Genomic DNA, 14,599 nt, shown 5'->3' with positions numbered 1-14,599 from the left:
GACGTGCGGCACACGGCGGTGCGGCTACGTGAATTGAAAGATCAATCTAACCGCACCCGAGGTGCCTGAGTAGTGTCGTATGACGCAGATGTTCATAAGGTTTGCGTTAAGCGCGGCATCCGGACCTTCGGGTCAGCCCATCGTGGACTGGAACGCCTCCCGCCACGCCGCCTGCAGGCCGTGCGACTCCGCGAGCGGACGGCACCGCAGCACGTCGGCGTGCAGCGCCGGATCGGCGAGCCGCGCCGCCGACTCCAGCGCCACGTCGAGGGTGTAGTTGTCGAGGGCCGGATCGATGAGCAGCCGCCGGATCCCGGCGGCGGCCCGCCCGTCGCCGCGCTCGGCGAGGCCCCGGACCGCCTCGGCCAGCACCACCGGCGACGGGTCGTCCAGCCGCCTGGCCAGCGCCTCGCGGATCTCCGGGTTGTCGGCCTCCAGCAGGCCCAGCGACATCGTCGCCCAGTCCCGGACGTACTCGTGCTCGTCCTCGGTGAGCCGGACCAGCTCCGAGGTATCCATCGGATCCTCCGGGGGCAGCACCCTGGTCAGGGCGTAGCCGACGGCGTCGCGGACCCGGTGGTCGGCGTGCCTGGCGTGGCCGAGCAGCTCCGGCAGCGCCACCATGTCGCCGTGGTCGCTGAGCGCGAGCACCACCGCGCGCAGCAGCACCGGGTCGGTCTCCTCCCGGGCCATCCGGCGCAGCAGCGGAAGCGCCCGGGCCCGGAACCCGGGCCCGGCGAGCACGTCCACCCCCAGCGTCCGGTAGAGCGGGTCGGGGTCGTGCGTCAGCTCGATCGCCTGGTCCAGGGTCTCGGCGTCGCCGCGCTCGCGCAGCACCCGGACGGTCTCGCGCCAGGCGGGGCGCTCCGTGGCGTGCCGGCGCGCCTCGGCGGCCGTCGGGCGCAGGTAGCGGAACTCCATGGCCCGCCGGACCAGCTCCTCGACCGGCGTCCGGATGCCGAGCCGCTGCTCCAGGATCGTCGCGATGGCGCCGTGGCCCGTCTGCATCTCGCTCTCGGCGCCGTCGAACTCGCCGGGCCGCCCCGCCGAGACGCTGATCAGCTCGGTCTCGTCGTCCTGCTCGGTCCGGGTGACGACCACCTCGTAGCCGGGCTCGGTGAACATCTCGGTCTGGCGGCGGCGCAGCTCGGCCTCGATGTCGACGCCCGCCCAGCGCAGGGCCGCGTCGAGGGCGGTCCGGTCCTCGGCGTCGCGAAGGGCGGGATCGGCCCCGTGCTCCAGCAGCAGCCGCACGATGTCGACGGCGCCGCGCCCGGCGGCCAGGTGCAGCGGAGGCGTCCGGGCGCCCAGATCGGGGTCGGCGCCGCGGCGCAGCAGCAGCGAGACCGAGCCGGTGTGGCCGCCGGAGGCCGCCCACTTCAGCGGGGTCCAGTCGAAGGACTCGGTGCGGTTCGGATCCGCCCCGCCCGCCAGCAGCTCGGCGACCGTCGCGTCGTGGCCCCAGCAGGCGGCCCCGCACAGCGGCAGGCCGTCGCTGTCGCCGAGGCTCGCCAAGTTCGGGTCGGCGCCCGCCTTGAGCAGCGCGCCGACCACCTCGGTGTGCCCGGCGACCGCCGCCGCGTAAAGCGCGGTGGTGCCTTCGGCATCGGCATGGTCCGGCGGCGCCCCCTCGGCGAGCAGCTCGTTCAGCCGGTCGAGCTTGCCCGCCCGGGCGGCCTCGACCAGCGACTCTTCCCCCGACATGCCTCAGTCATTTCCGGGGCCGTGCTTCGGTAATCGCCTTCCTGATCCGTTTGTCGGATACAGGGAAGCGGGTGCCGAGGGACTGGGCGTAAAGGCTCACTCGGTACTCCTCGATCATCCACCGGACCTCGTCCGGCTTCCCGGCGCGCTCCCAGTCGCCGCGCACCCCGGCGATCTGCGCCATCAGCTGGCGGTCCCGGACGGGGCTCTCCGGCAGCCGGTCCAGCCGGTACTCGACGGCCCGCAGGTAGCGCAGGAGATCAGGCAGCCTCGCCAGCCCCGTCTCGGTGACGAACCCGGGATGCACCAACTCGTCGAGCTGGGCCCTGATGTCGGTCAGCGACGGGACGAGCACCAGGCTCGTGGTGCCCTTCAGCTTGCGCTGGACCGCCTGGTAGGCGCCGAGGACCCGCTCCGTCCAGTGCAGGATCTGGGCCGCGGTGTCGGCGAGATCGGCCCGGACCGCGTCGTACAGCCGCGTGTAGTCGGCCTCGTTCCACGGGACGCCCCCGTGGTCGGCCATGAGCTTGTCGGCCGCCGCGTCGGTGATGTCGGCGAACAGCTTGGCGACCGAGCCGTGCGGGGTGTGCGCGAGGGTGAGCTTGGCCTGGTTGGTCAGCCCGCGCTCCAGGTGCTTGGCCGGGGACGGGGCGTTCAGCAGGAGCATCCGCCGCACGCCGGGCCACATCGCGGCCCGCTGCTCCTCCTCGGTGCCGAAGGTCCGGATCGCCACGGATGCGCCCTGGTCGACCAGTGCCGGGTATGCCTTCAGCTTGCCCTGCTCGTGCAGCTTGGGCAGCTCAGGGAAGTCCCAGGAGGTGAGGCCCTGCCTTTCGATCCCGGTGGACTTGGCGAGGGTCTCCTGCTGCTTGGGCGCGAGCCTCCGCTTCAGGGCCGCCAGGTCCTTGCCCTCGGCCAGGCGCTTGCGGCGCTCGTCGACGACCCGGAACGTCATCCGCAGGTGGTCGGGGATGCCCTCCGGGTTCCAGGCCTCCCGGGCCACGGTGACGCCCGTGAGCGCCTTCAGCACGTCCTCCAGGGAGTCCAGGAGCGAGCCCTGGCGGGGCGCCATCCGCTCCAGGGCGCGGCGGGCGAAGTCGGGGGCGGGCACGAAGTTGACGCGGGTCTGCTTGGGCAGCGCCCGGATCAGCGCCGTCACGAGGTCCTGGCGCAGGCCCGGCACCATCCAGTCGAAGCCGTCCTCCTCGACCTGGTTGAGCAGGTGGAGCGGGACGTGCGCGGTGACGCCGTCGGCGTCGGCGCCCGGCTCGAACTGGTAGGTCAGCCTGAACCGCAGGTCGCCCTGGGTCCAGGTGTCCGGATAGTCCTGCTCGGTGACCTCGGCGGCGGTGTCGTGGACCAGCATGGACTTCTCGAAGTCCAGCAGGTTCGGCTCGGTCCGCTGCGCCTTCTTCCACCAGGAGTCGAAGTGCGCGCCGGAGACGACGTCGGCCGGGAGCCGCTGGTCGTAGAAGTCGACGAGGGTCTCGTCGTCCACCACGATGTCGCGGCGCCGCGCCCGCTCCTCCAGCTCGCCCACCTCGGCCAGCAGCCTGCGGTTGGCGTGGAAGAACCGGTGCCTGGTCTCCCAGTCGCCCTCGACGAGGGCGTGCCGGATGAACAGGTCGCGCGACGTCTCCGGGTCGATCCTGCCGTAGTTGACCTTGCGGTTCGTCACCAGCGGGACGCCGTAGAGCGTCACCTTCTCCAGGGCGATGACGGCCGCCTGGTTCTTCTCCCAGTGCGGCTCGCTGTAGGAGCGCTTCACCAGGTGCTCGGCCAGCGGCTCGACCCACTCGGGCTCGATCTTGGCGTTGACCCGCGCCCACAGCCGCGAGGTCTCCACCAGCTCGGCCGAGACGACCCAGCGCGGGTTCTTCTTGAACAGCCCCGAGCCGGGGAAGATCGCGAAGCGGGCGCCGCGCGCGCCCAGGTAGTCGCGCTTCTCGGCGTCGAACAGGCCGAGGTGCGACAGCAGGCCGCTCAGCAGCGACACGTGGACCTTCAGCGGGTCGCCCGGCGTGGTGTTGGCGGTGATCCCGAGGTCGCGGCCGACCTGCTTGAGCTGGCCGACGAGGTCCTGCCACTCGCGGATCCGCAGGTAGTGCAGGAACTCGTTCTTCATGGTCCTGCGGAACTGGCTGCCCGACAGCTCCCGCTGCCTCTCCCGGACGTACTCCCAGAGGTTCAGGTAGGCCGAGAAGTCGCTCACCGGGTCCTTGAAGCGGGCGTGCTTCTCGTCGGCGGCCTGCTGCTTGTCCGAAGGGCGCTCGCGCGGGTCCTGGATCGACAGGGCCGCGGCGATCACCATGACCTCGTTGGCGCAGCCGTTCTTGTCGGCCTCGAGGATCATCCGGCCCATCCGCGGGTCGACCGGGAGGCGGGCCAGCTTGCGGCCGATGTCGGTGAGGGTGCGCTCGCCGTCGAGCGCGTGCAGCTCGTGCAGGAGGTCGAAGCCGTCCTTGACCGCCCTGCGGTCCGGCGGGTCGATGAACGGGAACTGCGCGACGTCGCCGAGGCCCAGGCTCGTCATCTGGAGGATGACCGAGGCCAGGTTCGTGCGCACGATCTCCGGGTCGGTGAACTCCGGCCGGGAGACGAAGTCGTCCTCCTCGTACAGCCGGATGCAGATACCGTCGGAGGTGCGGCCGCAGCGGCCCTTGCGCTGGTTCGCGCTGGCCTGGGAGACCGCCTCGATCGGCAGCCGCTGCACCTTCAGGCGGCTGCTGTAGCGCGAGATACGGGCCATGCCCGGGTCGATCACGTACTTGATGCCCGGGACCGTCAGGGACGTCTCGGCGACGTTCGTGGCCAGCACGATCCGCCGGCCCCGGTGCGCCTGGAACACCCGGTGCTGCTCGGCGTTCGACAGCCGCGCGTACAGCGGGAGGACCTCGGTGTCGCGGTACTGCTTCTTGGCCAGGGCGTCGGCCGCGTCGCGGATCTCCCGCTCGCCGGACAGGAAGACCAGGATGTCGCCCGGCGCCTCGAGGCGGAGCTCGTCGACGGCGTCGCAGATGGCCTCGGCCTGGTCCACGTCGTCTTCCGGCGGGCGGTAGCGGACCTCGACGGGGTAGGTGCGCCCGGAGACCTCGACGATGGGCGCGTCGCCGAAGTGGCGGGAGAACCGTTCGGGGTCGATGGTCGCCGAGGTGATGATCACCTTGAGGTCGGGGCGGCGCGGCAGGAGCTGCTTGACGTACCCGAGGATGAAGTCGATGTTGAGGCTGCGCTCGTGCGCCTCGTCGATGATGATGGTGTCGTAGGCCTCCAGCGCGCGGTCGTGCTGGAGTTCGGCGAGCAGGATGCCGTCGGTCATCAGCCGGACGAGCGTGTCGTCGCTGGAGTGGTCGGTGAAGCGGACCTTGTATCCCACGGCCCCGCCGAACGGGGTGTTCAGCTCCTCGGCGATGCGTTCGGCGACGGTCCGGGCGGCGAGGCGGCGCGGCTGGGTGTGCCCGATGAGGCCCTTGACGCCGCGGCCCAGCTCCAGGCAGATCTTCGGCAGCTGGGTGGTCTTTCCCGAGCCCGTCTCGCCCGCGACGATGACGACCTGGTGGTCGCGGATCGCCTCGGCGATCTCGTCCTTCTTCTGGCTGACCGGCAACGCTTCCGGATAGGTGATCTTGGGGACGGCGGCCGCCCGGTTCACCACGCGCAGCTCGGCCTGGTCGACCAAGCGCAGCACGTCGGCCTGGACCTTGGCCCGTTTGGCGGTGTCCCGGATCTTGCGGGTGCCGTCCCAGCGGCGGCGCAGCCGGGCCGCGTCGCGCGTCATGAGGCCGTCCAGGCGTCGGCGCAGGTCGGCTTGGGGGACGGGCGGAGAACTCACAACCGCCAAGGATAGGCGGCCCCCCGGGCAGTGACGCAAAGCATTATCCGCAACGCTGCCCAACATGACCACCTTGACCGGCTTTGCCCCGGCCCGACCCCCTCTAGACGGAGCCTCGCCGCTCATGGACCACGCATGACCGAAGCGCGCCTATCGTGTTACCGCTTCGTTGTAATTGGAGATGATATGCCCCCGAAGATCACTCTCGCTCTGTCGGCGTCCGCCGTCGCCCTCCTCGCCGTCACCGGATCGGCCACCGCCGCCGACGCCGCGCCGCGCACGTCCCCCGCCCAGGTCCGCCTCGCCGACGCCGCCGCCAAGGCCGCGAAGGGCGAGATGGGCAAGAAGGAGTACAAGGTCTTCACGCTGGTCAACAAGGCCCGCGCCAAGGCCGGATGCAAGCCCCTCAAGGCCAACGCCAAGCTCACGCGCGCCTCGCGCAAGCACTCCAAGGACATGAAGGTCCGCAACTACTTCTCGCACACGTCCCTGGACGGCCGTTCGCCCTGGGACCGCATCAAGGCCGAGGGCTACAAGTACCCCGGAGCCGAGAACATCGCCGCGGGCTACCCCACCGCGGCCGCCGTGATGAAGGGCTGGATGAACAGCTCCGGCCACAGGGCGAACATTCTCAACTGCAAACTGAAGGCCCTCGGCGTCGGCCAGTACAAGAACTACTGGACCCAGGACTTCGGCTGGAAGTAGCCCTCGGACGGGGACGGGAGGCCCCCTTCCTCCCGTCCGCGCCTTCTGCCCGCATCGGTGCGCCACCGTCCCTGCCCGCGGCCGGGACGGTGGCGCCGCGCTTCGCGTCGGCGTCGGCGTCGGAGAGCACGGGGCTACCGGGCCCAGGACCTCGGCCGGTCCTGACACCGGAGGCTTTCGCCCGGTAAAGCTCCTCCGTTGCGGAAAAGGAACCGATACCACCTCAGGAAGAGGTAGTGGATCGGGGTGATCGCCTTTTCGGCCGCACCGAATCATGACATTTATTGACATCGACAATTCTCGGCGTGTTGTCGCTGCCATTCGGGCATAGTGAGCCGCGGAGCCCCCCAGGCCCGCACGTCCCACGCGCCTTGCCCGGACCGTCAGGAGCAGCCCATGGCACGACGCACCAAGCTGCGTTACCGCGACCGCTACCAGCTCATGATCGCCGCGGGCATGGTCTTCGGCGTCCTCGCCGGGGTGTTCGCCGTGTGGAGCGTCGCCGAACGGTCCGGCAGCATCTTCCTCACCGCGGCGGCCGCCCCCGACGACGGGTGGAAGGTGCTCTTCGAGGACGGCTTCGGCGGCGAGAAGAACACCTACCCCGGCGACCACTGGCTCCCCGACCTCGGCCACCACACCGTCTCGCCCATCGGCGCGGGCAACGGGCCGATGAACTTCGGCACCACCGAGGTCGCCGCGATGACCAAGGACCCCGCCAACGTCTCCACCGACGGCGCGGGCAACCTCGCGATCACCCCCCGCGCCGACGGCGCGGGCGGCTGGACGTCCGCGCGGATCAACAGCCGGCAGGTCTTCAAGTTCGCCGACGGCGGCCAGACCGCCTTCGAGGCCAAGATCAAGATGCCGGACGTGGCGGGCGCCGAGGCCCTCGGCTACTGGCCGTCCTTCTGGCTGCTCAACCAGGCCCAGCGCCTCCACCCCGAGCAGGGCAACTGGCCCTCCGGCGGCGAGATCGACATCGTCGAGAACGTCAACGGCGGCAACCAGGCCCACTTCACCCTGCACTGCGGCGTCAAGGGCGGCGGCGACCAGGGCGGCCCCTGCAACGAGCACAACGGGCGCGGCACCGCCGCCGACTGCGCGCCCGTCTCCTGCCAGGCCGGATTCCACACCTACCGGTTCGAGTTCGACCGGCGCACCGAGGCCGAGGAGATGCGCTGGTACCTCGACGGCCGCCTCACCCACCGGCTGGAGCGCGACAACCCGCCGGACGGCGCCGACGGCGGCCAGTGGAAGCAGGCCTGGGACAACATGACCGGCGGCGACGGGTTCTTCGTCATCCTCGTCGTCGCCATGGGCGGGGACATGCCCCGCGGCAACGGCGGCGACATCGCCGCGTCCACCGCGCCCGGCCGCCCCATGCTCGTCGACTACGTCAAGGTGATGGCGCGCGGCGCCGGAGCGCCCGACGACGACGTCGCCCCCGAGGTGCCCGAGGACCCTGCCCCGTCCTCGCCCGCCCCGTCCGCACCGGCTCCCGCGGAGACGCCGAGCGAGCAGCCGGAAGAGCCCGCGCCCTCCTCCACGGCGACCCCCTCGCCGACGCTCGACCCCGACTCCCCCGCCGCGTGGAGCCCCCCGTTCGTCCAGGCCGAGGGCTACTCCGCCCAGTCCGGCCTGCGCACCGACAAGGCCGACGACATCGGCAAGACCGAGTTCATCGGCTGGATCGCCGACGGCGACTGGGCCCGGTACGACGACGTCGACTTCGGCCCCGGCGGCTCCACCAAGTTCCTCGCCCGAATCTCCGGCGGCGCGGGCGGCGACCTCGGCGGCACCCTCGAAGTGCGGCTCGACTCCGCCGACGCCGCGCCCGTCGCCACCGTCAAGATCCCGAACACCGGCGGCTGGCAGGAGTGGGAGGACGTCCTCGCGGAGATCCCCGCGACCAAGGGCGTCCACGACGTGCACCTGAAGTTCGTCACCGACCACGACCAGGAGTTCATGAACGTCAACTGGTTCACTTTCCTGCCGTAACGTAACGTGTCAACGTGACTACTCTCGGGCAGGGTGATGGCGGTCCACTCGTCGTCGTCCTGCCCGGGAGGAAGCCATCAACGAAGGACACATAACCCGCCGCGCCGCCGCCGTGCTCTGCACGGTCGTCGGCGGAACCGCACTCTTCGCCGCCGTCGCGGAGGCGAGACCGCACTCGCTGCCCGCCGCGCCCATCGCACCCGCCGCGGCGGAGGACCCCCTCGACCGGCCCGCGCCCCGGCCCGCCCTGGGCGCGGCGCACGTCCCCGTCCTGCCCACCCCGTCCCTCGACCCGCCCGCCGTGCCCGAGGTGCCCGCGGCGCCGACCGCGCTGCCCGGCGCGTCACCGGATCTTCCGGCCTCGCCTTCGGTCCCGGCGGTACCCGATGTCCCGGTCTCACCCGGCCTTCCGGCCCTGCCCGGTGCCCCTGCCGTACCCGGTGCTCCGGCCGTGCCGGAAGTGCCCGCCTCACCTGATCTGCCCTCTGCGCCGGCACTGCCGGGGCCCGCCCTACCACCCGCACCCGCCGTCCCGCCGATCCCGCGGCTGACGCAGAAGTCGGCCGCGTCACCCGCCCGCACCCCGACCGCCGCACCCGCGAAAGCGCCCGCCCCGGCGGGGGGCGCGCGCTGGCGGACCGTCTTCTCCGACGACTTCTCCGGCGCCAAGGGCGCGGGCCCCGGGCCGGGCTGGCTGCCCGACCTCGGCCACCGCACCCGCTCACCGCTCGGCGGCCTCGGCCCCGAACGGTTCGGAACCGGCGAGATCGCCCGGATGACCGACGACCCGCGGAACGTCTCGACCGACGGCAAAGGCAGGCTCGCGCTGACCCCGCGCCGCGCCGGCACCGCCTGGACGTCCGCGCGGATCAACAGCGCGAAGGTCTTCACGTTCGCCGACGGCACCCGCACCGCCGTCGAGGCCTCGATCAGGATGCCCGACATCAGCGGCGTGCGCGCGGGCGGCTACTGGCCCGCGTTCTGGCTGCTCAACCAGGCCCAGCGGCTCCACCCCGACCAAGGCAACTGGCCGTCCGGCGGCGAGATCGACATCGTCGAGAACGTCAACGGCGAGAACACCGCCCACTTCTCCCTGCACTGCGGCGTCCGCGGCGAAGGCTCCGTCGGCGGGCCGTGCCGCGAACCCGTCGGGCGGGGCGGGTCCGCCGACTGCGCGCCGGTCTCCTGCCAGGCCGGATTCCACACCTACCGGCTGGAGTTCGACCGGCGCACCGAGGCCGAGGAGATGCGCTGGTACCTCGACGGCAAGCAGGTGCACCGGGTCGCCCGCGGCGCCCCGCCCGGCGACGTCCCCGGCAAGCGGTGGCGCAAGGCCTGGGACGCCATGACCTCCGGGGAAGGCTTCTTCGTCGTCTTCAACGTGGCGATGGGCGGCAGCATGCCGAAGGCCCACGGCGCCGACGCCGGACCCGCCACCGAACCCGGCCGGTCCATGCTCGTCGACCGGGTCGCGGTCTCAGTGGAAGTCCCGGCTGCGGACCCGGCCGGGAACGGGAAGCCTGCGCAACCGGGTCGCGTGGACGTGCACCACGCCGTCCCGCCGTTCCAGACGCCCGTTGACCAGCAGCCCCTGCGCTGACAACCCGACCGCCCGGTGCCGGTCCCAGACCGGCGCCGGGCAGATCACGTTGGCGGTGCCCGTCTCGTCCTCCAGGCTGAGGAAGACGATCCCGCCCGCCGTCGGCGGGCGCTGGCGGTGCGTCACCAGCCCGGCGACCAGCACGTTGGAGTCCGGGCGGGCGCCGCGCAGCGCCGCCGCCGGCAGCGCCCGGTACTCCTCCAGCATCGGCCGCACATGCTCCATCGGATGCGTCGCGGAGATCCCGGTGGACCACAGGTCGGCCAGCGTCTCCTCCACGACGGTCATCGCCGGCAGCTCCGGAGCGCGCGCGCCCGGGGCCGTCCCCGGCAACTGGCCCGGGCGGGTGCCCGCCAGCGCGCCCGCGCTCCAGATCGCCTCACGCCGCGACAGGCCGAAGGAGTCGAACGCGCCCGCCGTCGCCAGCGCCTCGAACGCCGCCGCCGACAGCGGCACCCGCAGCGCCAGATCCTCCATCGACTCATACGGCCTGCCCTCCTCCAGCAGGCGCAGCACCTCCGGACCCAGATCGCGGACCGAGCCGAGACCCACCCGGATCGCGGGCTGCGGACGGGACGGGCCGTGCTTGTGCGCCCGCGTCGGCGGCAGCGGCTCCTCCAGCGTCGCGAGGGCCGCCGAGGCGTTGATGTCGACCGGCCGGACCGTCACCCCGTGCCGTTTGGCGTCGCCGAGCAGGGACTGCGGGCTGTAGAAGCCCATCGGCTGGTTGCGCAGCAGCGCCGCGGTGAACGCCGCGGGGAAATGCCGCTTCAGCCAGGAACTCGCGTAGACCAGATGGGCGAACGACTGCGAGTGCGACTCGGGGAACCCGAAACTGGAGAACCCGAGGATCTTGTCGTAGACGTCGAGGGCGACCTCCCGGGAGATGCCGCGCTCGGCCATCCCGTCCAGCAGGCGGGCCCGCAGCCTTTCGATCCGCTCGGGCGCGCGTTTGGAGCTCATCGCCTGGCGCAGCGCGTCGGACTCCTGCGGGGAGAAACCCGCGCAGTCCACCGCGAGCTGCATCATCTGCTCCTGGAACAGCGGGACGCCCAGGGTCCGGCGCAGCGCGTTCTCCATCAGCGGATGCGGGATCTCCGGTGGCTCGTCGCCTCTGCGGCGCTTGAGATAGGGATGCACCGACCCGCCCTGGATCGGGCCGGGACGGATCAGCGCGACCTCGATCACCAGGTCGTAGAACGTGCGGGGGCGCAGCCGCGGCAGCGTCGCCATCTGGGCGCGGGACTCCACCTGGAAGACCCCGACGGAATCGGCGTCGCACAGCATGTCGTAGACGGCCACGTCGTCCTGCGGCAGGGACGACAGGTCGTAGGACTCGCCGTGGTGGGCGGCGACCAGGCGGAAGCAGTCGGCGAGCGCGGAGAGCATGCCGAGGCCGAGCAGGTCGAACTTCACCAGCCCGGCCGAGGCGCAGTCGTCCTTGTCCCACTGCAGGACGCTGCGGTCTGCCTTGCTCGCCCACTCGATCGGGCAGACCTCGCCCACGGGCCTGTCGCAGATGACCATGCCGCCCGAATGGATGCCCAGATGCCTGGGCAGCCTGGACATCCGGACGGCGAGATCGGTGACCTGGTCGGGGATGACCTCCCTGTTCACCGGGTCGCGCCAGTCGACCTGCTTGGACCACGCGTCCTGCTGGCCCGGCGAGTAGCCGAGCGCGCGGGCCGCGTCGCGGGTGGCCATCTTGGGCCGGTAGGAGATGACGTTGGCGACCTGCGCGGTGCACTCCCTCCCGTACTTGTCGTAGACGTACTGGATGACCTCCTCTCGGCGTTTGTGCTCGATGTCGAGGTCGATGTCGGGCGGCCCGTCCCGGCCCGGCGACAGGAAGCGTTCGAACAGCAGCCTGTGGTGGACGGCGTCGACCCCGGTGATGCCCAGGGCGTAGCAGGCCGCGGAGTTGGCCGCCGACCCCCGGCCCTGGCACAGGATGTCCTCGCGGCGGCAGAACGCCACGATGTCGTGGACGATGAGGAAATAGCCGGGGAACCCCAGACCCTCGATCACCTCGAGCTCGCGGTCGATCTGCGCCCATGCGCCCGGGGTCTTCTCCGCCTCCCGAGGGCCGTACCGCTCGGCCGCCCCCTCATACGTCAGCTTCCGCAGGTAGGAGGCCTCGGTGTGGCCGTCGGGAACCGGCCGGCGCGGCAGGCCCGGCGGATCCGCCTTGAAGTCGAACGCGCACGCCTTCGCGAGATCCACCGTCGCCTCCCGCACCCCGGGGAAGCGGGCCAGGCGCAGCGCCATCTCCTCGCCCGTCCGCAGGTGGGCGGTGCCCGCCGCGTGCAGCCACCCCTCCATCTCGTCCAGCGGGGTGCGCGCGCGGATCGCGGCGAGCGCCTGGGCGAGGCGCGCCTCCGGACCCGGCGCCGCATAGTGCGCGTTGTTGGACGCGACGACCCCGAACCCGAGCCTTCGCGCCTCGGCGTACAGGGCGTCGTTGCGCGGATCGTCACCCGGCATGCGGTGGTCGATCAGCTCGGCGAAGACGTTCTCGCGGCCGAACCGTTCGCCCAGCTCCGCCAGGCCGATGCCCCTGCTGAGCGGGCCCTTGCGGCAGCCGGTGAGCACCGCCCAGTGCCCGCCGTGCGCCTCGCTCAGCTCGTCGAGGTCGTAGACGGGGCGGCCCTTCTCCCCGCCGCGCAGCTGCGCCCGCGTGATCGCCCCGCACAACCGCCGGTAGCCCTCCGCCCCGCGCGCCAGCACCAGCAGATGCCAACCGCCCGGATCGGCCTCCCCCGCCCGCTTCCCCGGCATCTCCAGACTCAGCTCGGCCCCGTACACCCCGCGGATCCCCGCCGCCCTGACGGCGTCCGCGAACTGCACGGCCCCGTACATCCCGTCGTGATCGGTGATCGCCACATGCCCGACCCCCAGCCGCGCCGCCTCCTCGGCCAGCGCCGCCGGATCGCTCGCCCCGTCCAGAAAACTGAACGACGAATGGCAGTGCAGCTCCGCCCACTCCACCTTTCCCGGCACGAACTCCTCGGCCCGCGACGCGCCGGAAGAAGCCGCCGCCCGCTCCGCCGCCCCCGCGCCGCCCCACGCGACCCGGTCCGCGAACTCCTTCCACGGCACCGCCGGATTGTTGAACCCCATCAGCCCTCCTTCCCCGCGTCCTTCGTCCTCGCCGAGCGCTCTCCGCCGCGCACGGCACGGCCCACCGCACGCGGGTCGTCGGCGGCCTGGTGGGTGCGGGCGTGCGGGTCATTCATAGGAGGCCTCCAAGGTCCAGGCGCCGTTCTGCAGGATGAGGAGGTGGGCTCCGCGAGGGGTGAGGACCTGGAAGCGGGCGAGGCGGCGGGCCTCCTCGGGATCCCACCAGCGCTCGTGGGCGGGCCACGGGCCCGTCCAGGACAGGACGCGGTGGCCGGTGCCGTCGGGCAGCACGACCACGGCCGGCGGCGCCGAGGGGACGCAGCGGGCCGAGACCGTCACCGGGGAGCCGTCGGCGGCCCGGACGGCGACCGGCCGCGCCTCCGGCGGCACGACCGAGGGCGCGGGGGTAGGCAGCGCCCCCGGCCAGGGCCCCTCCGGACGGGTCTCCAGAGGCATGTCGCCGACGGGCACCCGCAGCACCCGCTCGCCCGGGCCGCGCCCGCCCGTCAGATGAGGGCGGGTGAGCGCGCCGTGGCCGAGCATCGCCTGGACCCGGTCGGCGGCCCGCGCCACCTGCTCCGGCAGCTCACCGCGCGCGCCGTCGCCGTCGCGGCCCCACAGCGCGCGCTGGGTCCCGGTGTCGGGCACCACCTGGTCGGGCACGAGCAGCAGCGCGCTCACCCCGCCCCACACCGCCTCCTCGCCGTCGTGGGCCGGCGGCTGCCAGCCCGACAGCTGCCAGCGCACCCGTTCGGCGACGGCGTGGGACGACAGCATCCCGTCGTGCCGCCAGAGCCGTTCGGACACGCCGCCGTCGGCGAACTCGACCTCCACGCCGAGGCGCACGCAGGTCAGCCCCTCGGCCGCGAGTCCTTCGTGCAGGCCGTCCGCCAGCGCCTTGGCCGCGAACACGACCTCGTCGGAGCGGGCGGCGGGCGGGTCGAACGCGCGGACCGCCGTCAGGTCGGGCAGACCGGCCCGCGGCGCGACGTCCCGGGGCTCCCTGCCCTGCGCCAGCCGGTGCGCCAGCGTCCCTGCCGCGCCGAACCGGCCCGCGACGTCGCCGGCGGGCAGCGCAGCGAACTCGCCGAGCGACCGGACGCCGAGGCGCACCAGCAGATCGGCCAGGGAGTCCCAGCCCGGGACCGTCCCGGCGAGCACGCCGAGAGGGAAGGGCGCGAGGAATCCCGCGGCCTCCTCCTCGGGCACGATGAGCCCGCCCCCGCCGTTGCGCGCCGCCAGCTCCGCGGCGAACAGCCCGTCGGCGATCCCGACGCCGCAGTCGTGCCCTGCCTCGACCACGGCGTCCTGCACCGTGATCCGCAGCGCCTCCTCGCCCCCGTGGAACCGGGCCGCGCCGCGCGCGGGGATCGCGCACACCCCAGGCCGGACCACCTCCACCCGCGGAGTCAGCTCGGCGACCGCCGCGGCGACCCCCTCGAACGCCCGCCCTTCGGCGTCGAGGTCGCGTTCGACCACGACGAGCTCCGGGCACAGCCGCTGCGCGTCGCGCCGCCGCTGCCCCCGCCGCACCCCGGCCCCCCGAGCCGCCGCCGTGCACGCCGCCACCCGCTCCGAGCCCGCGACCCGCTCCAGCACCGCCACCCGCTCGGCGACCGGGAGCGCGGCGAAGGAGC

General features: G+C 72.7%; 6 protein-coding genes and 1 pseudogene. 3 read left to right on the top strand and 4 right to left on the bottom strand.

Annotated features, from left to right (window positions below; translation table 11 throughout):
• Nucleotides 1-132: 132 nt before the first annotated feature.
• Nucleotides 133-1,704, bottom strand: coding sequence for an ankyrin repeat domain-containing protein (locus tag ACYVOM_RS25660; RefSeq protein WP_460306056.1), 1,572 nt, complete (start codon nt 1,702-1,704; stop codon nt 133-135).
• A 7-nt stretch (nt 1,705-1,711) separates the two neighbouring features.
• On the bottom strand, nt 1,712-5,536 hold the full coding sequence (gene hrpA / locus ACYVOM_RS25655) for an ATP-dependent RNA helicase HrpA (RefSeq protein ID WP_460306055.1): 3,825 nt from the start codon (nt 5,534-5,536) through the stop codon (nt 1,712-1,714).
• Nucleotides 5,537-5,722: 186 nt separating this feature from the next.
• On the opposite strand from hrpA, the gene ACYVOM_RS25650 reads away from it, so the two are divergent.
• From ACYVOM_RS25650 to ACYVOM_RS25640, 3 genes and pseudogenes are all read left to right on the top strand, one after another.
• Nucleotides 5,723-6,241 (top strand): CAP domain-containing protein, encoded by a 519-nt coding sequence (locus ACYVOM_RS25650; protein ID WP_460306054.1) that lies wholly within the window; start codon nt 5,723-5,725, stop codon nt 6,239-6,241.
• Nucleotides 6,242-6,637: 396 nt separating this feature from the next.
• Nucleotides 6,638-8,242 carry a carbohydrate-binding protein gene (locus ACYVOM_RS25645; RefSeq protein ID WP_460306053.1) on the top strand — a complete coding sequence of 535 codons (1,605 nt, stop codon included), beginning with the start codon at nt 6,638-6,640 and terminating at the stop codon, nt 8,240-8,242.
• Between the two features lie 775 nt (nt 8,243-9,017).
• Nucleotides 9,018-9,521: pseudogene (locus ACYVOM_RS25640) on the top strand (family 16 glycosylhydrolase); the annotation flags it as partial.
• Between the two features lie 198 nt (nt 9,522-9,719).
• On the opposite strand, the gene ACYVOM_RS25635 reads toward ACYVOM_RS25640, so the two are convergent.
• Together ACYVOM_RS25635 and ACYVOM_RS25630 are read right to left on the bottom strand one after the other, a co-directional pair.
• Nucleotides 9,720-12,962, bottom strand: a complete 3,243-nt coding sequence (locus tag ACYVOM_RS25635) for an error-prone DNA polymerase (RefSeq protein WP_460306052.1) — start codon at nt 12,960-12,962, stop codon at nt 9,720-9,722.
• A 108-nt stretch (nt 12,963-13,070) separates the two neighbouring features.
• Nucleotides 13,071-14,599, bottom strand: a 1,529-nt coding sequence (locus ACYVOM_RS25630; RefSeq protein WP_460306051.1) for a DNA polymerase Y family protein, incomplete at its 5' end; no start/stop codon positions are given.

The organism is Actinocorallia aurea, from assembly GCF_054783995.1.
This window is presented reverse-complemented; position numbering and strand designations above follow the sequence as displayed.

What these genes read in the sequence shown, in the direction of transcription:
- ACYVOM_RS25660 (WP_460306056.1), bottom strand. Translation starts at nt 1,704, where the DNA reads ATGTCGGGGGAAGAGTCGCTGGTCGAGGCCGCCCGGGCGGGCAAGCTC.
- ACYVOM_RS25650 (WP_460306054.1), top strand. Translation starts at nt 5,723, where the DNA reads ATGCCCCCGAAGATCACTCTCGCTCTGTCGGCGTCCGCCGTCGCCCTC.
- ACYVOM_RS25645 (WP_460306053.1), top strand. Translation starts at nt 6,638, where the DNA reads ATGGCACGACGCACCAAGCTGCGTTACCGCGACCGCTACCAGCTCATG.
- ACYVOM_RS25635 (WP_460306052.1), bottom strand. Translation starts at nt 12,962, where the DNA reads ATGGGGTTCAACAATCCGGCGGTGCCGTGGAAGGAGTTCGCGGACCGG.